The 23052-nt window shown below is 45.1% G+C and carries 16 protein-coding genes; 3 read left to right on the top strand and 13 right to left on the bottom strand.

All coding sequences use genetic code 11. From position 1 onward, the window contains the following. Positions 1 to 145 precede the first annotated feature (145 nt). The 11 genes from ACGG81_RS02700 to ACGG81_RS02650 form a co-directional block, all read right to left on the bottom strand. The gene (locus tag ACGG81_RS02700; protein WP_009263107.1) at positions 146 to 247 is read right to left on the bottom strand and encodes a FeoB-associated Cys-rich membrane protein; all 102 of its coding nucleotides are present in this window, start codon (positions 245 to 247) and stop codon (positions 146 to 148) included. 96 nt (positions 248 to 343) lie between these two features. Further along, positions 344 to 4018, bottom strand: a complete 3675-nt coding sequence (rpoC, locus tag ACGG81_RS02695; RefSeq protein ID WP_008976711.1) for a DNA-directed RNA polymerase subunit beta' — start codon at positions 4016 to 4018, stop codon at positions 344 to 346. A gap of 18 nt (positions 4019 to 4036) precedes the next feature. Then, the gene (locus tag ACGG81_RS02690) at positions 4037 to 7885 is read right to left on the bottom strand and encodes a DNA-directed RNA polymerase subunit beta (protein ID WP_008976712.1); all 3849 of its coding nucleotides are present in this window, start codon (positions 7883 to 7885) and stop codon (positions 4037 to 4039) included. Between the two features lie 213 nt (positions 7886 to 8098). Continuing rightward, positions 8099 to 9022, bottom strand: coding sequence for a dipeptidase (locus ACGG81_RS02685; RefSeq protein ID WP_390109432.1), 924 nt, complete (start codon positions 9020 to 9022; stop codon positions 8099 to 8101). Positions 9023 to 9118: 96 nt separating this feature from the next. Then, entirely contained in the window at positions 9119 to 10174 is a 1056-nt protein-coding gene (locus ACGG81_RS02680; protein ID WP_009263110.1) for a sulfate/molybdate ABC transporter ATP-binding protein, read from the bottom strand. A 1-nt stretch (position 10175) separates the two neighbouring features. Beyond that, on the bottom strand, positions 10176 to 10880 hold the full coding sequence (gene modB, locus ACGG81_RS02675; protein ID WP_117577141.1) for a molybdate ABC transporter permease subunit: 705 nt from the start codon (positions 10878 to 10880) through the stop codon (positions 10176 to 10178). A gap of 29 nt (positions 10881 to 10909) precedes the next feature. Continuing rightward, complete coding sequence (gene modA / locus ACGG81_RS02670; RefSeq protein ID WP_117577143.1) at positions 10910 to 11866, bottom strand: molybdate ABC transporter substrate-binding protein; 957 nt, start codon at positions 11864 to 11866, stop codon at positions 10910 to 10912. Between the two features lie 24 nt (positions 11867 to 11890). Then, complete coding sequence (locus ACGG81_RS02665; protein ID WP_117577145.1) at positions 11891 to 12331, bottom strand: MOSC domain-containing protein; 441 nt, start codon at positions 12329 to 12331, stop codon at positions 11891 to 11893. A 1-nt stretch (position 12332) separates the two neighbouring features. Then, a complete protein-coding gene (gene moaA, locus ACGG81_RS02660) occupies positions 12333 to 13331 on the bottom strand; it encodes a GTP 3',8-cyclase MoaA (RefSeq protein WP_117577147.1) in 999 nt (332 codons plus the stop codon). Then, complete coding sequence (gene moaC / locus ACGG81_RS02655) at positions 13332 to 13820, bottom strand: cyclic pyranopterin monophosphate synthase MoaC (RefSeq protein WP_390109427.1); 489 nt, start codon at positions 13818 to 13820, stop codon at positions 13332 to 13334. Then, positions 13820 to 14848, bottom strand: a complete 1029-nt coding sequence (locus tag ACGG81_RS02650) for a molybdopterin-binding protein (protein WP_009263116.1) — start codon at positions 14846 to 14848, stop codon at positions 13820 to 13822. Before ACGG81_RS02650 ends, moaC begins: the two co-directional genes overlap by 1 nt. A 91-nt stretch (positions 14849 to 14939) precedes the next feature. On the opposite strand from ACGG81_RS02650, the gene ACGG81_RS02645 reads away from it, so the two are divergent. Then, a complete protein-coding gene (locus ACGG81_RS02645) occupies positions 14940 to 15890 on the top strand; it encodes an NTP transferase domain-containing protein (RefSeq protein ID WP_270196330.1) in 951 nt (316 codons plus the stop codon). Between the two features lie 74 nt (positions 15891 to 15964). Next, the gene (locus ACGG81_RS02640) at positions 15965 to 16987 is read left to right on the top strand and encodes an XdhC family protein (protein WP_270457922.1); all 1023 of its coding nucleotides are present in this window, start codon (positions 15965 to 15967) and stop codon (positions 16985 to 16987) included. A gap of 36 nt (positions 16988 to 17023) precedes the next feature. Here ACGG81_RS02640 and ACGG81_RS02635 read toward each other — a convergent pair whose 3' ends face one another. Continuing rightward, positions 17024 to 18088 (bottom strand): branched-chain amino acid aminotransferase, encoded by a 1065-nt coding sequence (locus tag ACGG81_RS02635; RefSeq protein ID WP_390109423.1) that lies wholly within the window; start codon positions 18086 to 18088, stop codon positions 17024 to 17026. Between the two features lie 405 nt (positions 18089 to 18493). On the opposite strand from ACGG81_RS02635, the gene ACGG81_RS02630 reads away from it, so the two are divergent. After that, entirely contained in the window at positions 18494 to 20227 is a 1734-nt protein-coding gene (locus ACGG81_RS02630; protein ID WP_009263120.1) for a carbon starvation protein A, read from the top strand. Positions 20228 to 20353: 126 nt separating this feature from the next. Here ACGG81_RS02630 and ACGG81_RS02625 read toward each other — a convergent pair whose 3' ends face one another. Then, positions 20354 to 22927 (bottom strand): transglutaminase-like domain-containing protein, encoded by a 2574-nt coding sequence (locus ACGG81_RS02625; protein ID WP_390109419.1) that lies wholly within the window; start codon positions 22925 to 22927, stop codon positions 20354 to 20356. Positions 22928 to 23052: the final 125 nt, after the last annotated feature.

The following is a 23052-nucleotide window of genomic DNA, read 5'->3' as shown; positions in this document are numbered from 1 at the left end:
ATCTATTTCTGTCTGGTTCTCCTTTCACTGATAAATTCTCCCAGCAGAACCCTCTATTTTTTATTATATTCTCTTCTTCTTTCTACTGTCAATTCTGATCTTTTCTGTCCGTCGGACAAGTTCCGGCACAACCGCTGCAACCGCCTCATCCACATCCACTTTGTCCATTTCTTTTCTTTCGAAACTGCTGTCGGATAATCAAAACAACCAGCACAGCAACTCCAATTCCTATGATCCAGTCAACCATACATGTCTCCTTCTTCAAACCTCTTATGTGATATCCAGCAGAATGTCTTCCGCGCAGCAAAAGAGGGCAAGACTTTTTCAGCCTCACCCTCCTCTTTTATTCTTCTATCGAATTAAATAAATCCTCGACCAATACATCTTGTGCTTCCAGCTCTGCTACACTTTCCTCAGATAATGTAAATGTCTCAAAGTCTTCTAAAGAAATCTCATCTTCCATTGCCATATCTGTATCCAGTTTTACATCACGGTATTTTCTCATACCTGTTCCTGCTGGAATGAGTTTACCGATCAATACGTTTTCTTTCACACCGATCAGATGGTCCACTTTACCTTTGATTGCCGCCTCTGTCAGGACTTTTGTTGTCTCCTGGAAGGAAGCTGCTGATAAGAAGGAATCTGTTGCAAGAGAAGCTTTTGTAATACCAAGCATTACCTGAACACCTGTTGCAGGCTCTTTTCCTTCTGCGATCATCTTCTCGTTCACATCGTCAAATTCAAGTACATTTACCATTGTTCCCGGTAAGAATTCTGTATCACCCTTTTCCTCGATGCGGATCTTCTTCAGCATCTGACGTACAATGACCTCGATATGCTTATCGTTGATTTCTACACCTTGGAGACGGTATACACGCTGTACCTCCTGGATCATGTAATCTTGTACTGCACGGAGTCCTTTGATTTTCAGAATATCGTGTGGGTTCACACTACCTTCTGTCAGCTCATCACCTGCTCCTAATACTGCTCCATCCTGCACTTTGATTCTGGAACCGTAAGGGATCAGATATGCTTTGGATTCTCCTGTCTCGTTGTTTGTCACAATGATCTCACGTTTCTTCTTAGTATCATGGATGGTTGCAACTCCACCAAATTCTGTGATGATTGCAAGACCCTTCGGCTTTCTTGCCTCAAAAAGCTCCTCGACACGAGGAAGACCCTGTGTGATATCGTCACCGGCAACACCACCGGTATGGAATGTACGCATCGTAAGCTGTGTACCCGGCTCACCGATTGACTGAGCAGCAATGATACCGACTGCTTCTCCAACCTGTACCGGCTCTCCCGTTGCCATGTTTGCACCGTAGCATTTTGCACAGATTCCGATGTGTGACTTACAAGAAAGAATCGTACGGATCTTCACTTCTGTAATCTCTCCGCCCTGTGCATTCACACCGTATTTCATGATGTTCTCTGCACGTTTCGGTGTAATCATATGATTTGCTTTTACAAGCACATTTCCATCTTTGTCACAGATAGTCTCGCAGGAATAACGTCCTGTGATACGTTCCTGTAAGCTTTCAATAACTTCGTTTCCATCCATGAATGCTCTTACATACATACCTGGAATCTCAGCGCCTTTTTCCACACAGTCTACTTCGCGGATAACAAGTTCCTGTGATACGTCAACAAGACGTCTTGTCAGGTATCCAGAGTCGGCTGTACGAAGCGCTGTATCAGAAAGTCCTTTACGAGCTCCATGGGCAGACATGAAGTATTCCAATACGTCAAGACCTTCACGGAAGTTTGACTTGATTGGGAGCTCGATCGTACGTCCTGTTGTATCGGCCATCAATCCACGCATACCTGCAAGCTGTTTGATCTGCTTGTCAGAACCACGGGCTCCGGAATCTGCCATCATGAAGATGTTATTGTATTTATCAAGTCCTGATAACAGTGCCTCTGTCAGCTTATCATCAGTCTCTTTCCATGTCTCTACAACTTCTTTGTAACGTTCTTCTTCTGTGATCAGACCACGCTTGAAGTTCTTTGTGATTCTATCCACAGTATCCTGTGCATTCTGAATCATCTCCGGCTTCTGCGGAGGCACTGTCATATCAGAAATCGAAACAGTCATCGCTGCTCTTGTAGAGTACTTATATCCTGTCGCCTTGATTAAGTCTAATACTTCGGCTGTCTTTGTTGCACCGTGTGTATTGATTACTTTTTCAAGAATCTGCTTATTCTGTTTCTTTCCTACATGGAAGTCTACTTCCAGAAGCAGTTCATTTCCCGGAATGCTTCTATCTACAAATCCAAGATCCTGTGGGATGATCTCGTTAAAGATAAATCTTCCCAGTGTAGATTCTACATTTCCAGTCTTCACTTCACCGTTTGGCATTGTCTTTGTAACACGCACTTTAATCTTAGAGTGAAGCGTGATCACGCCATTTTCATACGCGAGGATCGCCTCATTTAAGTTCTTAAAGTACTTTCCTTCTCCCTTTGCTCCCGGTCTTTCCTGTGTCAGGTAATAGATACCAAGTACCATATCCTGGGAAGGAACTGCTACCGGACCACCGTCTGAAGGTTTCAGAAGGTTATTTGGAGATAAGAGTAAGAAGCGGCACTCTGCCTGTGCTTCTACAGACAACGGAAGGTGAACAGCCATCTGGTCACCATCGAAGTCAGCGTTGAACGCTGTACATACAAGCGGATGAAGTTTGATTGCCTTACCTTCTACAAGAATCGGCTCAAATGCCTGAATACCAAGTCTGTGAAGAGTAGGGGCGCGGTTTAACATAACTGGATGCTCTTTGATCACGTCTTCTAAGACATCCCATACTTCCGGCTGTAATCTCTCAACCATTTTCTTTGCGTTTTTAATATTGTGAGCGGTACCGTTTGCTACAAGCTCTTTCATTACGAACGGCTTGAATAACTCGATTGCCATCTCTTTTGGAAGACCACACTGATAAATCTTCAGTTCCGGTCCTACAACGATAACGGAACGTCCAGAGTAGTCAACACGTTTTCCGAGCAGGTTCTGACGGAAACGTCCGGATTTACCTTTCAGCATATCGGAAAGTGATTTTAACGGTCTGTTTCCTGGTCCTGTTACCGGACGTCCGCGGCGTCCGTTATCAATCAGGGCGTCTACTGCTTCTTGAAGCATTCTCTTTTCATTGCGGACGATAATGTCAGGCGCACCTAACTCCAACAGTCTTCTCAGACGGTTGTTTCTGTTGATGATTCTTCTGTAAAGATCATTTAAGTCAGAAGTAGCAAAACGTCCACCATCAAGCTGTACCATCGGACGTAAATCCGGCGGAATAACCGGGATCACAGTCATGATCATCCATTCCGGTTTGTTTCCGGAATCACGGAACGCCTCTACAACTTCCAGACGCTTCACGATTCTTGCACGCTTCTGTCCAGTTGCTCCTTCTAATCCTGCCTGAAGCTCTACATATTCTTTCTCAAGATCGATTGCCTGAAGCAATTCCTGAATTGCTTCTGCTCCCATTCCGACACGGAAATTATTTCCCCATGCCTCTCTTGCATCCTGGTATTCCTGCTCAGATAACACCTGTTTGTACTGTAAGTTTGTCTCTCCCTTATCCAGTACGATATAGGAAGCAAAATACAATACTTTCTCAAGTGTTCTCGGAGAAAGATCAAGGATCAGTCCCATACGGCTCGGAATTCCTTTAAAATACCAGATGTGAGACACCGGAGCGGCAAGGTCAATATGACCCATACGCTCACGGCGGACACTCGCCTTTGTTACCTCTACACCACAGCGGTCGCAGACAACGCCTTTGTAGCGGATTTTTTTGTATTTTCCACAGTGGCATTCCCAGTCTTTGCTTGGTCCGAAAATTCTTTCGCAGAACAGACCGTCACGCTCTGGTTTTAATGTTCTATAGTTAATTGTCTCAGGTTTTGTAACTTCTCCCCTTGACCACTCTAAAATCTTCTCAGGTGATGCCAATCCAATTTTAATTGCATCAAACGTCATTGGCTGATATGATGTTTCATTATTTGTGGCTGTCATTTGTGGCACTCCCTTCTTCTATTCTTCGTCAAGAATTGCTTCAAAATCGATGTCATCAGTTGCATCAAAATCCGTCAGATCCTCCTCGATGTCCACAAGTTCTTCTCCGTCAAACTCCTGTTTGCTGAACCCGTGTTCCCCGTAAGATTCTTCTTCTGAATTATATCTTCTGTCTCCTTCGATGATTGAATGTAAATCCGTCTCACCGTAATCGATTGTCTCCATGATCTCTACTTCTGTCTGGTCTTCTCTGAGTACTCTGACATCAAGTCCAAGTGACTGAAGTTCTTTTAAGAGTACTTTAAAGGATTCCGGAATTCCTGGTTCTGGGATGTTATCTCCCTTGATGATTGCCTCGTATGTCTTCACACGGCCGACAACGTCATCTGATTTTACAGTTAAGATTTCCTGAAGTGTGTAAGATGCACCGTATGCCTCCAGTGCCCAAACTTCCATCTCACCGAATCTCTGTCCACCGAACTGTGCCTTACCACCTAATGGCTGCTGTGTTACCAGTGAGTAAGGACCAGTAGAACGTGCATGGATCTTATCGTCTACCAAGTGATGCAGCTTCAGATAGTGCATGTGTCCGATCGTAACCGGGCTGTCAAAATATTCTCCGGTTCTACCGTCGCGGAGACGAACTTTACCGTCTCTTGAGAGCGGAACACCTTTCCAGAGTTTTCTGTGTTCTCTGTTGTCTGACAGATACTGCATAACTTCCGGCAGCAACTCTTCTTTATGTTTCTGTTCAAATTCTTCCCACTCGAGATTTACATAATCATTTGCAAGATCCAGAGTGTCCATAATATCATTTTCGTTTGCACCGTCGAATACCGGCGTTGCAATGTTAAATCCTAATGCTTTCGCAGCAAGACTTAAGTGAATTTCAAGTACCTGTCCGATGTTCATACGTGAAGGCACACCAAGTGGGTTCAGCACGATGTCAAGCGGACGTCCGTTTGGAAGGAACGGCATATCTTCTACTGGAAGTACACGGGAAACAACACCCTTGTTACCATGACGTCCGGCCATTTTATCACCGACAGAGATTTTTCTCTTCTGTGCAATGTAAATGCGGACTGCCTGGTTCACTCCAGGAGATAACTCATCACCATTTTCTCTTGTAAATACTTTTGCATCTACTACGATACCGTATTCTCCATGAGGTACTTTCAGGGAAGTATCTCTTACTTCTCTCGCCTTTTCCCCGAAGATTGCACGGAGCAGTCTCTCTTCTGCTGTCAGTTCTGTCTCTCCCTTCGGAGTTACTTTTCCGACAAGAATATCTCCTGCGCGCACCTCTGCACCGATGCGGATGATACCTCTCTCGTCAAGATCCTTGAGTGCATCATCTCCAACACCTGGAATGTCGCGTGTGATTTCTTCCGGTCCTAACTTCGTATCACGAGCTTCTGCCTCGTATTCTTCGATATGTACAGATGTGTAAACATCATCCTGTACAAGTCTTTCACTCAGAAGTACAGCATCCTCGTAGTTGTATCCTTCCCATGTCATGAAACCAATCAGCGGGTTCTTACCAAGGGCCATCTCTCCGTTTGATGTGGATGGTCCATCTGCGATTACCTGACCTGCTTCTACTTTTTCTCCTTTGACTACGATCGGTCTCTGGTTGTAGCAGTTGCTCTGGTTACTGCGAAGGAATTTTGTCAATTTATATGTTTTCTTTGTTCCATCTTCATGTCTGATCGTAATCTCTTTTGATGTAGAGCGCTCCACAGTTCCTGCCTGCTCTGCAACAACACATACCCCAGAATCGACAGCGGCTTTCACTTCCATACCTGTTCCGACTACCGGCGCTTCTGTTGTAAGAAGCGGCACTGCCTGACGCTGCATGTTGGATCCCATCAGCGCACGGTTGGCATCATCGTTTTCCAGGAAAGGAATGAGTGCTGTCGCTACCGAGAACACCATCTTCGGAGAAACGTCCATGTAATCGAACATCTTTCTCTCGTACTCCTGTGTCTCTTCACGGTAACGACCGGAAACATTTTTGTGAAGGAAATGTCCCTCTTCATCCAAAGGCTCATTCGCCTGTGCTACATGGTAGTTATCTTCTTCATCTGCTGTCATGTAGATAACTTCTTCTGTGACAACCGGGTTCGCCGGATCTGTCTTATCAATCTTACGATACGGAGCCTCGATAAATCCATATTCGTTAATTCTCGCATAGGTTGCAAGAGAGTTGATCAAACCGATGTTCGGACCTTCAGGAGTCTCGATCGGACACATTCTTCCATAATGAGAATAGTGAACGTCACGCACCTCGAATCCGGCTCTGTCTCGTGACAGACCACCTGGTCCAAGTGCAGAGAGACGTCTCTTATGTGTCAGCTCACCAAGCGGGTTGTTCTGATCCATGAACTGTGAGAGCTGTGAAGAACCGAAGAATTCTTTCACTGCTGCCGTTACAGGCTTGATATTGATCAGAGACTGTGGAGAAATACCATCCAGATCCTGTGTAGTCATTCTCTCACGAACAACTCTCTCCAGTCTGGAAAGACCGATTCTGTACTGGTTCTGTAACAGTTCTCCAACCGCACGGATACGTCTGTTTCCTAAGTGGTCGATATCATCGTCTGTTCCAAGTCCATACTCTAAGTGAATATTGTAGTTAATGGAAGCAAGAATATCTTCCTTTGTAATATGTTTCGGAATCAACTCATTGATGTTCTTGCGGATTGCATCTTTGAGTTCTTCTACATCTCCTGCAGTTTCCTCCAAAAGACCTGCCAGTACCGGATAGAAGACTGCCTCTGTCACTCCAACTTCCTTTGGATCGATATCTACGATCGCCTTTAAATCTACCATCATATTGGAAAGAACTTTGATCTTACGTTCTTCTCCCTGTACCCATACATATGGAACTGCTGCATTCTGGATTGCTTCTGCAAGTTCCCTTGTAATGAGCTGTCCTTCCTCTACAAGCACTTCACCTGTCAGAGGGCTTACAACTGTCTCTGCCGCTTTCTGTCCGGAAATACGGTTCTTCAGTGCAAGTTTTTTATTGAATTTATAACGTCCAACCTTTGCAAGGTCATAGCGTCTCGCGTCAAAGAACATGCTTGTGATAAGGCTCTCTGCACTGTCTACTGCAAGAGGTTCACCCGGACGGATCTTCTTATATAATTCCAGAAGACCTTCTTGATAATTCTCAGCCGTATCTTTTCCAAAGCTTGCAAGAATCTTCGGCTCTTCTCCGAATAATTCAATAATTTCTGCATTCGTACCAAATCCAAGTGCACGAATCAGCACTGTGATCGGTACCTTTCTTGTTCTGTCTACACGAACATAAAAAACGTCATTGGAGTCTGTCTCATACTCCAGCCATGCCCCACGGTTAGGGATAACTGTTGATGAAAATAATTCTTTCCCGATTTTGTCATGGGCAATCGCATAATAAATTCCAGGGGAACGAACTAACTGGCTTACGATAACACGCTCAGCACCATTGATTACAAAAGTACCGGTCGCTGTCATGAGCGGCAGATCTCCCATAAAGATTTCATGCTCGTTGATCTCATCTTTTTCCTTATTATAAAGTCTTACTCTGACTTTCAGCGGTGCTGCATAAGTTGCATCACGCTCTTTACATTCCTCGATCGTATACTTCACATCATCTTCGCATAATGTAAAGTCTACAAACTCCAGACTCAAGTGACCGCTGTAATCAGCAATCGGAGAGATATCGCGGAATACTTCTTTTAATCCCTCATCCAGAAACCACTGGTAAGAATCCTTCTGGACTTCGATCAAGTTCGGCATCTGCAATACTTCTTTTTGTCTAGAATAGCTCATACGGGAACTTTTTCCATTTGTGATGGGACGAATTCTATTTTTCTCCATTGACGTTTCACTCCTTGTATATTTATTTGGTTGCGTTGTATTTTCCTTGAATATACAATGAAAACAAGCATTTATGAGTGTTTTCATATGCGCACTACGGGCATTATTATCCACAATAGCGCATTTTTAACTGTATCATGAAAACTTTCTGTTGTCAAGTGTTTTTTTCAGCAATTTAAAAAGGGCAGGACTTTTCCCACCCTGCACATCCCTCTATACATTTTCTCTGAAAAATCGCTCTGCATTTTCAAAAAAGATTTTATCTACTACCGCTTCTTTGATCCCTCTTTTTAACATCTTCTCTGCAAGTTCTGCATATTTCACAGGCGTATTTAACGACAAATGGATATCCGCTCCATCGAAATCACTTCCACATGCGATCACATTTTCTCCACCCAGCTCCAACATGCGGTCAATATGCCGATACACCTCCTCCTCTTTCCCCTCTCCTGTATCACTTAAAAACGGTTGATGAAGATTGATCCCTACCAATCCTCCTCGTATAACCATTTCACAAAACTGTTCTTCTTTCAAGTTTCTCGGATGCGAACAGATTGACCGTAAATTCGAGTGAGTTGCAACAAACGGACGCGCAGCCACTTCACAGACTTCATCAAATCCTCGATCATTTAAATGAGAGACATCTACGATCATTCTCCTCTCTTCCATTTTTCTGATTACTTCTTTTCCAAACGGCGTAAGCCCTTCCCCGGTATCATGTCCTGACCCAAGCTCATTTTTTCCATTCCAGACAAGCGTCATGATTTTTACGCCGCTCTCCGCCAGATCATCTATACGTTCTATCCTTCCTCCAAGCGCCGCACCACTTTCTACCGCCAAAATTACCGCGCACTTTCCTTGCCCGGTAATCCGTCTGATATCTGCTCCACAGTTGATTTTTTCCACAACTTCTGCCTGTCTCTGCAAAAGCTGATCCAAATATTCTTTGTACTTGAGAAAATATGCAAATGCATCCTCTCCTCGGACTTGATCCGGAATAAAAATCGCCATCGTTTGGCAAAAGCACCTGAACTTTTCCAGCTCACATAATGAGAACTGTGTTTCCGGGCAGAAAAAATCTGCCTTTTTCTCTCCCAAGGTAACAAGTGTATCACAATGTAAGTCAAATAACTTCATATTTCTTTCTCCCATTTTTCAAAATTTCTTTCCATATGCTTCTTTCTGCTATCATACGCTTTTTCTAGCATATTTTCTACTCTTTCCGGAAACTTCCTACTCTCTCTCCAAAAACAATATATGCTCTCTCTTCAGATGCAGCCACTTCGGCACACCTTTTTCCCCAACATCCCAGAGTTTCTTGGAAACTTTCCACACAACTGGAGTTTTTGCACGTTCCGATGTGAAAAACTGTACATGATACTCAAATAAATCCTCTTTCACTTCCGGTTTGTAAACCGGAAATACAAGTTCACCGTCTGACTCTGTACGCTCTGTTGTAAATTCATGCGCCCGGATCCCGATTGCCTGTGCATCGCCTACGTTTCCCATTCCAGCAGGAATCACCATATCCCATCCCGGCACATACAGGTGTTTCCCGTCTTTCCATACAATCTCTTCAATATTTTTACATCCGGTCAGCTTCGCTGCAGCTACTTTCTGCGGATGCTCAAACAACTCTTTGACCGTTTTTTGGATAACAGCTTTTCCGCCATCCATCACCAGTACTTCTTCACTAAAACGATAAATTTCATCCCGACTGTGCGAAACCAAAATAACAGTGCCCGGATAATCTTGAAGCAGTTCCAGACATTCTCTCTGTGTCTGTTCCTTCAAATAACTGTCCAATGCTGAAAAAGGCTCATCCAACAGAATCATATCCGGCTCATAAATCATGATCCTCGCAAGCGCCGTCCGCTGCTGCTGGCCTCCTGACAACTGCCCCGGAAGTTTTTTTTCCAGTCCCTGCAAGGAAAATCGGTCAATCATGTCCCGCACTTTTTTTTCTTTTTCCTTTTTTCCACAACGAAGTGCAATCCCAATATTCTTTTCCACAGTTATCGTCGGGAAAAGTGCGTAATTCTGAAACAAGTAACCGACATTTCGCTCCTGCGGCGGCATCCATATTTTTTTTGCAGAATCAAAAAAGACCTTCCCCGCGGATTCTATCTTCCCGGTTTCAGGTCTTTCAATCCCTGCAATGCTTTTTAGTGTAAGACTCTTTCCACATCCAGATGCTCCGAGGATCCCGATTCTTCTACTTTCCGACTGAAACTGCACATCCAGCTTAAAATCATCAAATTCTCTATGTATCCTTACTTCTATCGCCATACTACCACCTCTTGATATGTCTCATCCGTCTTCCAAGCAAAAGATTCAACACGAAGATCATTCCAAACGCGATCACCATCACGATCCCTACCCATACACCTGCCGTCAGATAATCACCATCCTGAATGACCATCGCGATCTTCTGGGAGATCGTTCCCGTCTTTCCCGGAATATTTCCCGCCAGCATCGAAGTCGCCCCATATTCTCCGAGCGCCCGGGCAAATGCCAGTATCGTTCCCGCTGTAACTCCTGGACCTGCGGTCGGCATAACTACCGTCCAGAAAATACGAAACTCTGACATTCCAAGTGTCCGCGCCGCATGGATCAGATTGATATCGATCTGCTCAAATGCCGCCCGTGCATTCCGATACATCAGCGGGAATGCAATCACCGTCGCAGCGATCACACATCCGGCCCATGACTGTACGACCTTGATATCAAAATTGCCATATAGAAATGCCCCAAACGACCGCCGCACACTGAATATGAGCAGCAGGAAAAAACCTGCAACCGTGGGAGGAAGTACCATCGGAAGTGTCAGTATACCATCCAGAACCGCTTTTAGTCTCGGTCCCGCCTGAACAGATTTTCTAGCCGCGTAGATTCCTAAAAAGAACGAGATTACTGTCGCAACCACACCGGTTTTCATAGAAATCCAAAGCGGACTCCAGTCCAGTTCTGCCATAATCCTTCTGACTTCTTCCATGTTTCCTTCCTCCTAATACGATACTCTCTCTATTCTACCTGTGTATCAAAATAATAACTTTCAAAAATCGCTTTTGCTTCGTCTGAGACGACATATTCTAAGAACTCTGCAGCCGCTTCTTTCTGTGCATCATCCGCTTCCTTATTTTCCACCTGACAGATTGGATAAATGACATTTCCCGTCAGATCATAACTGACTGTCTGAAGTACCTTTACCTGATCCTCATAGCCGTATGTATCTGAATAGTAAGTTGTCCCAACCTCACAGGAACCTTCTGTGACAGCGATCAGAACTTTGCTGACATTATCCTGCTCGCTGATTTCCACGCCTCCGAGTGCTTTTGACACTTCCTCTGTCCGAATCTTTGATACATCCTCTGTCTCCGGAAGGATCCTAATATTGACAAGCGCTTCTCTTGTATACTTTCCAACCGGTACACTTCCCCCGGCAAGGGCAATGCTCTTTGCCTTGTCCAGATCTTCCAGTCCGGTAACCTCGGTACCGCTGTCCTTTCTTGTAAGAAGGACAACCTGATTGTTCACTACATTTTTTCTTGTCCCATCCACAATCAGCCCGTCTGCCTCAAGCTGATCCATTTGCTTTTGCGCTGCGGAGAAAAAAATATCGCATTCGTATCCTTCTTCAATCTGTGTGAGAAGGGTCCCCGAACTATCCGCATTGTAAGTGATCTTCACTTTCGGATGCTCCTTCTCATAATTTTCTGCCAGTTCTGTCATGACCGTATTCAGACTCGCAGCGATAAATACCTGGATCTCCGTCTCTTCTTTCTTGCCGGGATCTGCTTTCCCCTTTTTCTGTGTTGCTTTTGCTTCTGCTTGTTTCCCCTGCGGTTCCGTCTTTTCATTTTTTCCGGCACAGCCGGTCAGCCCAACCGCACTTCCGCTCAAAAGGCATCCTGCCAGCAATAGGGCGCCTGCCCGTCTCCATGTTTTCTTTCCGCTTCCCACCATTTTCCTCAGATGCATCGAATCCACCTTTTCCCTTCTCTTTTATTCACTTTGCTCCAGCAGCCTGATCTCATCTCCGACTTTAATATGTCCTCCGTGGATCACCTGTGCAAACACGCCTTCTCTTGGCATGATACAGTCCCCCATTTTCTGAAAGATCTGGCAATGACTGTGACATTCTTTCCCAATCTGTGTCATCTCCAAGATCACTTCACCAATCTGGAAGCGCGAACCAACCGGAAGATTTTTAAAATCGTACCCTTCCGCGATAATATTTTCTCCGAATGCGCCAAATTCCACATCCGCCCCTCGCTCACGAAATTCCTGAATGCGCTCCAACGAAAGCAGACTGATCTGACGGTGCCATTTCCCCCCGTGTGCATCGCCAACAATCCCCCAGTCTACTTCAATATCTGCTTCCTGCACTTCGCTTTTTTGAATTCCTCTGATATCGCTTGTACAGATTCCCCTGATGATTCCCATATTATCCTCCTATCCGGGACATTTCCCGCTTTTCTGTGATTTCCTCTTTCTTTTCAAAACAATGTGCTTCCGGTTTCTCTGAAATTGCTTGTGCAAGCAACCGCCTCACTTTCTCCGGCTGATGGTTTCTGACCGCCTCTTTTATTGAAATCCCGGTATCATAACACAGGCATGGCTTTATGAAGCCTTCCGCTGTCATTCGTATCCGATTGCAGCTGTCACAGAATTTTCCGTGCAATGCGCTAATAAATCCAACACTTCCTTGAAATCCCGGTATCTGGTAGTACACTGCCGGTCCATTGCCATGCCCAGAAAATGCTCCTCGCCCACCGCTCTGCTGCTTCTTTGCTTCTTCTGTCATTTCGCCATATCTTCCACGGATCTTTTCCAACAACTCCTGATTGGAGACAGATGCCTTCCTGCTGCCGTGCCCAATCGGCATCATCTCAATAAACCGTATATCGATCGGTGTTTCCTTTGCAATCTGGAGCAACGCTTCCCATTCTCCCTCATTGACGCCCTTTTGAAGTACCGTGTTGATCTTGACTTTCAGTCCAAGCGCATGTGCGGTACGGATTCCTTCCAGCACATCCTTTAGCCTGTCATATCCGGTGATCTCCGCAAATTTTTCTGCGCACAGCGTATCCAGACTTACATTGACGCCGTCGAGCCCCGCTTCTTTTAATTCTTTCGCATACACTGCAAGGAGAATCCCGTTTGTCGTCAACGTCACCTGCTCTGTGTGCGGAAGTGCTTTCAGCATATGGATCAGTTCGATGCAGCCTTTCCGCACAAGCGGTTCCCCTCCGGTCACTTTAAATTTTGTGATTCCAAGTTCCGAAGCAATCTGGCAGACTTCTGCAATCTCTTCCAGTGTAAGGATCTGCTCCATCGGAATGCTTTTGATCCCATCCGGCATGCAGTAGCGACATCTCAGATTGCATCGGTCCGTGATGGAAATCCGCATATAATCAATGACTCTTCCATACGAATCTTTCACCTATTCGTCCTCGCTTTCCAAAATAAGTGTCCCACTCTTGCCCCCGGTCTTTCTGCACAGCCGGATATCGGAAATACGCATTGCCTTATCCACCGCCTTACACATATCATAGATTGTAAGCAGCGCGATATTAACTCCCGTCAGCGCCTCCATCTCCACGCCGGTTTTAGCGACCGTCTTTGCCGTGCACGCCGCCTCGATCGCGCAGCTTTCCTCCAGATATGTGAATGTGATTTCCGCTTTAGAAAGATTTAAAATATGGCAGAGCGGAATCAGCTCAGATGTCTTTTTGGCTCCCATGATCCCGGCAATCCTTGCAACACCGAGGACATCACCCTTCTTCATTTCTCCTGCTTTAACAAGCGCAAAACATTCCGGACTCATATAGATCTTTCCTTTCGCTGTCGCTTCGCGCTGTGTTTCCTGCTTCTCGCTGACATCGACCATCACAGCATGGCCACTCGCATCAAAATGTGTAAATCCGCTCATTAATATCCTCCTTTTCCGAATCCGCAGTTTGGAAATGTACAGACCGGGCAGGACAGACAGAGCCCGCCTTCTCCAAGTGCGTAAAATTCTTCTGCCTTGATCTTCTCTCCTGCCAGAAGCCTCGGAAGCACCAGATCAAAGATGGTCCGTTTCGCATACATCACGCAGCCCGGCAATCCGACAACCGGTCTTTTTCCCTCATAGTAGGCGAGAAGAAACATCGCTCCCGGCAGCACCGGCGCTCCGTAAGTGACGATCTCTGCGCCTGTGTTTTTAATCGCAAGCGGCGTGCGGTCATCCGGATCGACGCTCATCCCCCCAGTACAGATGACCATATCCATCCCGGCATCCAGCATCGCCCGGATCACAGCTGTGATCTGTTCATGGTCATCGCTGCAGATCTCATGCATTGCCACTTCCATGCCATATTCTGCCAGCTTCTCCTTGATCACCGGTGAAAATTTATCCTGAATTCTCCTCTTGTAGACTTCACTTCCAGTCGTCACAAGCCCGATCTTCTTCTGCACATACGGAAGAATGGAAAAAATCGGTCCGCCTTCTGTCACTTGTTTTGCCCGCTCCATCTTTTCCTTCTCGATCACAAGCGGAATAATCCTTGTCCCTGCAATCTTCTCCCCGGCCTTGACCGGAAAATCTCCATGTCTTGCAGCAATCATCATCTGTCCAAGACTGTTGACTGCAAAAAGCTTCTCTCTGTCAATCTTCAGCACGCCGTCACAGTCTGCAATCAGTTCGATCTTCCCTTCTTTTACCTCCGAGCCATGCATCGCTTCCCCTTTGCAAATCTCGTATAGAACCTCTGCTGCCTCATTTTCATGAAGCATCGTATCATCATTTTCCCACACATAAATATGTTCTTTTCCGACACTTAACAGTACGGGGATATCTTCCTCTTTGATCACATGCCCCTTTCGGAACACGGCATCTTTTACGATACCCGGAATGATCTGTGTGATATCATGGCACAAAATCTGTCCGACTGCCTCTTCTGTTTTACATAATTTCAATTTTCTCACTCCGTTCGTTATGTTTTTATTTACATATCGAAATACATCATATATAATTTTCTTAGAAATTACAAGGAGTTTTTGAGACTTTATGAAAACAGGTGCGATTATTTTAGCGGCAAAGAGAGGGAAGCAGGACAGCACTTTCCTTCCACTTTTGGAACTGGATCACGTCTCTGTCATCCGCCGTGTGATCCTGGCTCTAAAACGGGCAGGAATTTCCCCAATTACCGTGATCACCGGAGAAGAAGCCGACCAGGTGGAAAAAGAAATATCCGGGCTGCAGACGATCTGTCTGTACAGTCCTCAGTATGAAACACTCTCTATGTTTGACCAAATCTGTACCGGGCTTAACTACATGGAGGATCTCTGCGACAGCGTATTTATCCTCCCTGCCAAATATCCGATCCTTCTGTCACAGACACTGGAGACCATGCTGTCTGAGGATGCCCCCTGCGTCCGCCCGGTCTTTGAAGGTCACCGGGGCCATCCGATCCTGCTCCGGGAAGAATTATTTTCAGAAATACTGACATACACCGGTGAAAACGGACTGCGCGGTGCGTTGCGCCAACCGTCTATCGCCGCCCGCACAGCAGAAGTTTCCGTCAGCGATTCCGGCATCATTTTATCCGCAGACACCGTAGATTCCGATACTGAACGCTTCAATAAAAATGAGACACTTCCAATCTACGCCGTCGGAGAATTTCAGCTTTGCCGAGAAATCCCATTTTTCACATCCGAGACAGCCCGGTTTTTGATGCTGATCGAGCATACCGGTTCCATGCAGACCGCGTGCCGGCATATGCAAATTTCTTACAGCAAAGGCTGGAAGACGATCAAGTCCGTGGAAAGTCATCTCGGCTTTTCTCTGCTGCACACAAAAACAGGCGGGGGCGGAGGCGGTTCCTCCTCTCTCACAAAAGAGGGAACGGTATTTTTACAGAATTATCTGCGCGCAGAAGAACAGCTTTCTGCCTATGCCTCAGAACTGTTTCAAGAAATTTTTACCGGACAAAAAACACCTCTTAAAAACCTAGATTAGAGGAAAAGATTCCTAATTAAAAATTTAGATTGGGGAAAAAGATTAACTATTAAAAATTTAGATTGGAGAATCTTATGAAAACTATGAAAGAACTTTTTGAAATCCTTTTAGAACATGTAGAATCCGAAAATGACTGTATGATCGTGACTGTGACAAAAAGCTCCGGCTCTGCTCCCCGCGGCGCCGGCTCCCGCATGATCGTCCTCGCTGACGGAACGTCCCACGGAACGATTGGCGGAGGCTCCATTGAATACGAAGCAACAAAGCAGGCGCTTCTCGGGATCCAAGAGCAGACTTCCTTTTTGAAAGACTTTGTCTTAAGACCAAATGATGCTGCCGATCTCGGAATGATTTGCGGCGGTCAGATCACTGCCTATTTTCAATATGTCTCCCATGAGAATACAGTCTTTCTAGATCAGTGCCGTTCACTGCTCGCCAACTGGGATCAGGCAAAACAACTCTGGCTCCTCCTCGATCTGACAGAAGAATCCAACTGGACCTTCCAGTATATGACCGATACCATAGACGCCTCACTGCGCAATTTGACAGATTCTGGATATGCACTTCCAGAAGAGCCATCCGAATATAGTATTGCCGGCAGGCATTATTACATCGAACCCCTCATCAAAGCCGGAACTGTCTATATCTTTGGAGGCGGACATGTGGCGCAGGAACTTGTTCCGGTACTGACACATTTGGATTTTCGCTGTGTCGTCTTCGATGACCGAAAAGAATTTGCCAACCCAGAACTATTCCCTTCTGCCTGCCGCTGCATCACTGGAAACTTTGAGCAGCTGTCAAATCTGATCGACTTTCATCCGGAAGACTATGTCTGCATTATGACTCGCGGACATCTCTGTGACTACATTGTCCAAAAACAAGTGATGCAGACACCCGTCTCCTACATCGGCATCATGGGAAGCCGACGAAAATGCGAGACACTCCGCGAAAAACTTCTGGCTGACGGATTTACCAAGGAAGAGATTAACCGCTGCAAGTCCCCGATCGGGCTCTCCATCGGCGCGGAGACTCCTGCCGAGATTGCAGTCAGCATCGCAGGCGAACTGATCGCAACACGTGCAAATAACCCGCTTTAATATTATGCTCTAAAAAATTGGGACGTATGAACGACACTATTTCACTTCATACGTCCAGTGGAAGCAATCTTCTAATTTTCCCCACTGGATTCCTGTCAATGTATCATATAATCGCTGTGTGATTTCTCCGGTTTGAAAGTCATTGATGGTAATACTTTCCCCTTTATAACTTAATTTGCCGATTGGGGAAATGACAGCTGCTGTCCCGGTTCCAAAAGCTTCCTGCAGCTTTCCATTTCTTCCTGCTTCCATTAATTCATCAATTGACAAATGACGCTCTTCTACGACATATCCCCAGGATTTTAACAATTGGATCACGGAATCACGAGTGACTCCCGGTAAAACCGTTCCATCACACGGTGCAGTCACAATTTTTTCATCGATGATAAACATCGCATTCATCGTCCCTACTTCTTCTACATATTTTCTTTCTACTCCATCAAGCCACAATACTTGCGTATACCCTAACTTTTCCGCTTTCACCTGAGCCGCTATACTTGCAGCATAGTTTCCACCACACTTTGCAAATCCTGTACCGCCTTTCGTAGCACGCACGTATTCATCTTCTACATAAATTTTAACCGGATTCACTCCCTCCGGGTAATATGCCCCAACCGGCGAGAGAATGATCATAAATTTATATGCATTGCTTGGGTGTACTCCCACCGCACGTTCCGTTGCAAACATAAACGGGCGAATGTAAAGAGAAGTTCCTTCCGCCGTTGGGATCCAGTCTTTTTCATAAGAGACTAAAGTAGCAATCGCATCCACAAACAGTTCTTCCGGCAATACTTCCATACAAAGACGGCGGTTGGAATTTGCAAACCTTTTCGCATTCATTTCTGGTCTGAATAAAAGTAGCTTTCCTTCTTTTGTCCTATATGCTTTTAATCCCTCAAAGGTTTCCTGCGCATAATGTAAAACCATTGTTGCCGGATCCAGTGAAACTGGTCCATAAGGCTCAATCGTTGCATTATGCCAGCCTTTTTCTTTCGTCCAGTCCATCGTAAACATATAGTCTGTAAAATATTTTCCAAAGCCTAACGCATTCTCATCCGGCTTTTCTTTTAATTGTTCTGCGGGTATAAATTTTACTTCCATTGTAACTCCTCCTAAAATTATTTAGTTATCAGATTACACCTTTTTCCTCTTTTTTGTCAATAACCGTTTGACATTTCTTTGTATTTTCTCAATATGTAGTTCAATTTGATTTTATCCAAAAAAATAATTGACATCTAGTATTTTTTCTTGTAATATATACGCAACGCATGAATACAAATACAATATCAAGATAACTTTTTTCCTGCTTTTTCTTCACAAAAGCTTTCAGCACTGGGATAAAGCAAGAAATAGGCCAAAAGTTACACTGTATTTTTATGCAATCTAAGTAGTACTACAAAACAAATCTGTGATTTTGTCTTCGTTTTCTCCTCTGTGAGGCTAGACGAAGTTTTTTATTTTTATTTCATGCTGTTATCAAAAAGGAATATGCAAAGGAGGAACTGTATGAATGGATTATTATTATTAGGAATTACGGCTGTTGTATTAATCGGAGCTTATCTGCTGTATGGCCGCTACTTAGTAAAAGAGTGGGGAATTGATGTAACTGCTAAAACACCCGCAGTAAAAAAAGAGGATGGAGTTGACTATGTCCCGAGCAATAAATGGGAGGTCTTTGCCCACCAATTTTCTTCTATTGCCGGCGCGGGTCCTGTCACCGGTCCTGTGATGGCAATGATGTTTGGCTGGCTTCCTGCATTTTTATGGATCATAGTCGGAGGTATTTTCTTTGGAGCCGTTCAGGATTTTGCTTCCCTTTATACTTCTGTAAAATCAGATGGGAAATCAATCGGCCAGCTTATTGAAATATATATTGGAAAGACCGGAAGAAAGTTATTTTTCTTATTCTGCTGGTTATTTACATTATTGGTCATTGCGGCTTTCGCAGATATGGTTGCGGGAACTTTTCATGGTTTTCGCGCTGACGGCTCCAAATTACAACCAAATGCTGCGGCTGCTTCCATTTCTATTCTTTATGTTTTTGTGGCGATTGCATTTGGATTATTCTTACGCAAAACGAAAATCGACGGCTGGAAACAAGCTGTTTTAGGAATCGTACTAATTGTCGCTATGCTTGCAGCAGGAATTGCTTTTCCTGTTTATCTGCAAAAGCAAAGCTGGTTATATTTAGTGTTTGTTTATATTTTCTTCGCAAGTGTCACCCCTATGTGGCTCTTAAAACAACCGCGTGATTATTTGACTACCTTCTTATTTGTAGGAATGATCATTGCAGCTGTCATCGGAGTTGTGATTTCAAATCCTACGATTTCAACACCGGTCTTCACCGGTTTTGTCTCTGCGAATGGAAGTTATTTATTTCCGACACTGTTTGTCACCATTGCCTGCGGTGCAGTAAGCGGATTCCATTCTTTAGTATCAAGCGAGACGAGCAGCAAACAGATTCGAAATGAAAAAGACATGCTGCAAGTGGGCTACGGCAGTATGCTTCTGGAATCTCTGTTAGCTGTATTAGTAATTGTAATTGTAGGCTCTTTGACAAATTTAGCCGACACCGGTGTATTAAATAATGATCTGGCCGCTATGGCATTGGCAGACACCGCTACTCCTTTTACGAAATTCTCCGTAGGGGTAACGGGATTGATCAGTAAGCTTGGAATGCCTCAAGAATGGGGATTATGCATCATGACTATGTTCGTTTCTGCTTTGGCTTTAACTTCCTTAGATGCTGTTGCACGTATCGGAAGACTCTCTTTTCAGGAATTATTTGAAATCGAAGAAGGCAAAGCAGTTTCACCGGCTGTAAAAGTTCTGACAAACAAATACTTTGCAACAATCATCACACTGGCCGGCGGGTATCTGTTAAGCTTAGGTGGATATAATAACATCTGGCCACTGTTTGGTTCTGCAAATCAGTTATTAGCCGCTATGGTATTGATTTCTTTATCTGTGTTCTTAAAAGTGACAGGCAGAAAGGGATTCATGTTATACGCACCAATGACAATGATGTTAGTTGTGACCATGACATCCTTAGGAATGAGCGTTTACTCCATCTGCAAAAAAATATTCGTAACCGGAGGATTTGCCTTCTTAACAGATGGATTACAATTATTCTTTGCTCTTTTACTCATGGGACTTGGCTTGTTGATTGCATTCTCTTCCGGCAAAAAACTTGTGGAGCGCAAACCTCAACCGAACCGTGATTCGCTTGTCCGAGAATAAAAATCTTCTGTTGTGAAAAAGCAGGAATTGCCCTTTAAGACAACTCCTGCTTTTTTCAATCGATTAAACTTCCCACATATGGAAATCCACCCGTCACATTTCCTTTTTCTATCTATCCTCTCACCTTTATCTATTTAAAATTTTCAGAATCATATCTGCGCTTCCCACATTATACCCTGCAACACCATAGATTCCTCTCATTTCCTGATCGACAATGACAATCAGCGGCAGTTTGCCCGGCTCCAGATACATCCTTCTTGCCAGCGTCTCCATATCTGCTCCAAAGTCGTCTACAAGAAACTGGGCATGCTCCAGTTCTGCGAGTGTTTTCGCAAGCGTCGGATCCTTTTTCACTTCCATATCCCGGACTACAAAATACAGATTCGCAGGCAGTTGATTATATGCCTCACTCCTCTGTCGGATCTCATTTAAAAGATGTTCGGTCGGCTCTTTTCCTTCTTCCAGCCAGAGGAAGAGCCCTTCCTTTTCTTTTACCAGTTCCGAAAGATGACATTGCGTTCCGTCTTCTTTCTGCACTGTAAAGTCTGTGATCTCATTCTCTTCCAGCATGTCTTTGACATCTGCCTCCTTCTGTTCGAGAACAATATGCCGTTTTTCCCCTTCTTTCAATACAAACACAAACTGTTTGGCAAACACATTTCCATTTGGCAGACGGTTCGCTGTGAGAATCTTATACTGTCCCGGGAACAGAGGGATCTCCCCATAGACCGGAAGCCCGTTCTCATCACTCAGCCGCAATGTCTGATATTTCGTTCCATCAAATTTCGCGATCGTCCAGTTTTGATAGTATGTCCATGTCTTTCCTTCCTGCTGCTCGACAACAATCCCTGCTGTCCGCACTTCCGACTGTCCTTCATACTCTTCCAATGCCACAAATGCACCGTCCTTCCACACTTCCAGTATGCGATCAGATGGATTCAGACGGGCAGGGATTCCAAGTGTTCTTAATATCTGCACACTTACTACCCGTTTGGTCAGTGCACTTCCATATCCGGTGGTAAATGCTCCCTGTGCAGAAGTGATCAGATTTCCATACGCTAACTGCTCATCGGACTTCAGATGTGCACAGACAAATTCCCACACATACTTTGGCTCCTCCGCCATCTTCTGCCTCTCTTCCTCCGAGAGCCATGACAGCAGAAACCTTCGGAATGGACGAATCATCTCATTATCCACGCGCGGGCATAAGATATACGGTACAAATAACTCTTTGTCCCATTTTCCCGCAAAGACTGCCGCCTGCCTGCAATGTTCTTCTAAACTATCTGCGGTAATATCCAGATAATCTTTCTCCCGAAGACTATTTAACAGCTCCATCTTGAGTGCAGGTTCCATCTCCTTTTCAAGAAATTTTGCAATCTCCCTCTGATTTCCACACGCAAGCTTCATAATCTCCACTGCACGCGCCCGAAACCGTTCCGGCATACATTCGGCTGCCTTTACCGCCACCTCTTCATCATAAAAAGCCGCTTCCTTTGCCATGCGTTTTTCTGTCGCTTTTCTGCTTTTTTCTCTTCCAAACAAAATTTCTTCTTCCGACTGCACGCAACGATTGACCGGAGAATCTTTCGGAGCGGTCACGATCATCTCCGTCCATGCATCTAGCTGACAGTCTGTCTGCCCCAGTCTCAGTATACAGCTGTGCTGCTTTGCCACATCTACGAGTTGTTCCGCATAGGCTCCATCCTTGTATGCAGTCACCTGCAAAGTGCCAAGTCCAGTCTCCAGCACCTTCTTTCCCTTTGCATCTGCACGGGCACAGGCAATTTCTCCAAACTCTGCATAGTTCAACACCTCAAAGCGGATCTCTGCTCCCGAAGCCGGAGTACCGTCAGCATTGAGCACCGTCACTTCCACATTAGTCGTTTTTGCATACGTTTTCAACTGATTAGCCACAAGAGCCATACCTGTTCGTCCGACCAGCTCTTCCTTCGGTCTGACCGGGAGCAGCCAGCGGGAATGTACCATCATTGCCCGGGAGGATGCATTCGTGAACCACCCCTTATTCAGAACTTCCTCCGGCTCACATGCTCCCAGAAACTTCCACATGCCATCGCTCCAGACTTCCACCCACGCATGATTATCATCACAGTGAGACCAAAGCGGAACATACACCTGCCTTGCCGGAATCCCGACACTTCGGAACACGGATACTGCAAAGGTGGACTCCTCCCCACATCTGCCATATGCGGAACGGTACACGCACTCTGCACTTGCAGTTCTGTCATCTGTCGTGCGATACGTCGCCTCCTCGGCACACCAGTAATTGATCTCTAAAATCGCCTTCTCCATCGAAAGCCCCTCAATCCTCTTATGCAACTTTTCATAGAAAAACGGCCGACACGGTGTCAGATCTTCATTATTTACTCGATGGTGGAGTATATAGCCCGCAAAAATCTCCTCCGGAATCGTTCCTGCAAATGGACCTGCCTCCCATAAAAACACTCCATGTTTTGCATAAGATAAAAACAATTCCGCCTCATAATCTGCCGCATCACTGACCGGCATCGAAGCATAAAGACATTTCAGCGCCTCCGCCTCATCGTCACTGCATTTGGAAAGGGCAGTCTCCACCTCTGTTCTCCTCTCTCCAAGACGGTTCAGCTGCGCTTCAAAGCTACGCTCTATCTCCTGCATAAATTTTTGTGTAAACATATCGTTTCCCCACCTCTCTTTCATCTGTTTTTATCTGCTCTTTTCTCATTATAGCACCTCATTTTATAACTCAACAAGATACTTCTTTAAAGTTTAAAGCACTTTTCCCCATATGCAAATAAGGCTGCCATCCTGCATTTTCTGCAAGG

It is taken from the genome of Faecalimonas umbilicata (assembly GCF_042846195.1).
Lineage (GTDB): Bacteria > Bacillota > Clostridia > Lachnospirales > Lachnospiraceae > Faecalimonas > Faecalimonas umbilicata.
This window is presented reverse-complemented; position numbering and strand designations above follow the sequence as displayed.

What these genes read in the sequence shown, in the direction of transcription:
- moaC (WP_390109427.1), bottom strand. Translation starts at nt 13,820, where the DNA reads ATGAGCGGATTTACACATTTTGATGCGAGTGGCCATGCTGTGATGGTC.
- ACGG81_RS02635 (WP_390109423.1), bottom strand. Translation starts at nt 18,088, where the DNA reads ATGGAAGTAAAATTTATACCCGCAGAACAATTAAAAGAAAAGCCGGAT.
- modA (WP_117577143.1), bottom strand. Translation starts at nt 11,866, where the DNA reads ATGCATCTGAGGAAAATGGTGGGAAGCGGAAAGAAAACATGGAGACGG.
- ACGG81_RS02625 (WP_390109419.1), bottom strand. Translation starts at nt 22,927, where the DNA reads ATGAAAGAGAGGTGGGGAAACGATATGTTTACACAAAAATTTATGCAG.
- ACGG81_RS02690 (WP_008976712.1), bottom strand. Translation starts at nt 7,885, where the DNA reads ATGGAGAAAAATAGAATTCGTCCCATCACAAATGGAAAAAGTTCCCGT.
- rpoC (WP_008976711.1), bottom strand. Translation starts at nt 4,018, where the DNA reads ATGACAGCCACAAATAATGAAACATCATATCAGCCAATGACGTTTGAT.
- ACGG81_RS02685 (WP_390109432.1), bottom strand. Translation starts at nt 9,022, where the DNA reads ATGAAGTTATTTGACTTACATTGTGATACACTTGTTACCTTGGGAGAG.
- ACGG81_RS02640 (WP_270457922.1), top strand. Translation starts at nt 15,965, where the DNA reads ATGAAAACTATGAAAGAACTTTTTGAAATCCTTTTAGAACATGTAGAA.
- ACGG81_RS02680 (WP_009263110.1), bottom strand. Translation starts at nt 10,174, where the DNA reads ATGGCGATAGAAGTAAGGATACATAGAGAATTTGATGATTTTAAGCTG.
- modB (WP_117577141.1), bottom strand. Translation starts at nt 10,880, where the DNA reads ATGGAAGAAGTCAGAAGGATTATGGCAGAACTGGACTGGAGTCCGCTT.
- ACGG81_RS02665 (WP_117577145.1), bottom strand. Translation starts at nt 12,331, where the DNA reads ATGGGAATCATCAGGGGAATCTGTACAAGCGATATCAGAGGAATTCAA.
- ACGG81_RS02630 (WP_009263120.1), top strand. Translation starts at nt 18,494, where the DNA reads ATGAATGGATTATTATTATTAGGAATTACGGCTGTTGTATTAATCGGA.
- ACGG81_RS02645 (WP_270196330.1), top strand. Translation starts at nt 14,940, where the DNA reads ATGAAAACAGGTGCGATTATTTTAGCGGCAAAGAGAGGGAAGCAGGAC.
- ACGG81_RS02700 (WP_009263107.1), bottom strand. Translation starts at nt 247, where the DNA reads ATGGTTGACTGGATCATAGGAATTGGAGTTGCTGTGCTGGTTGTTTTG.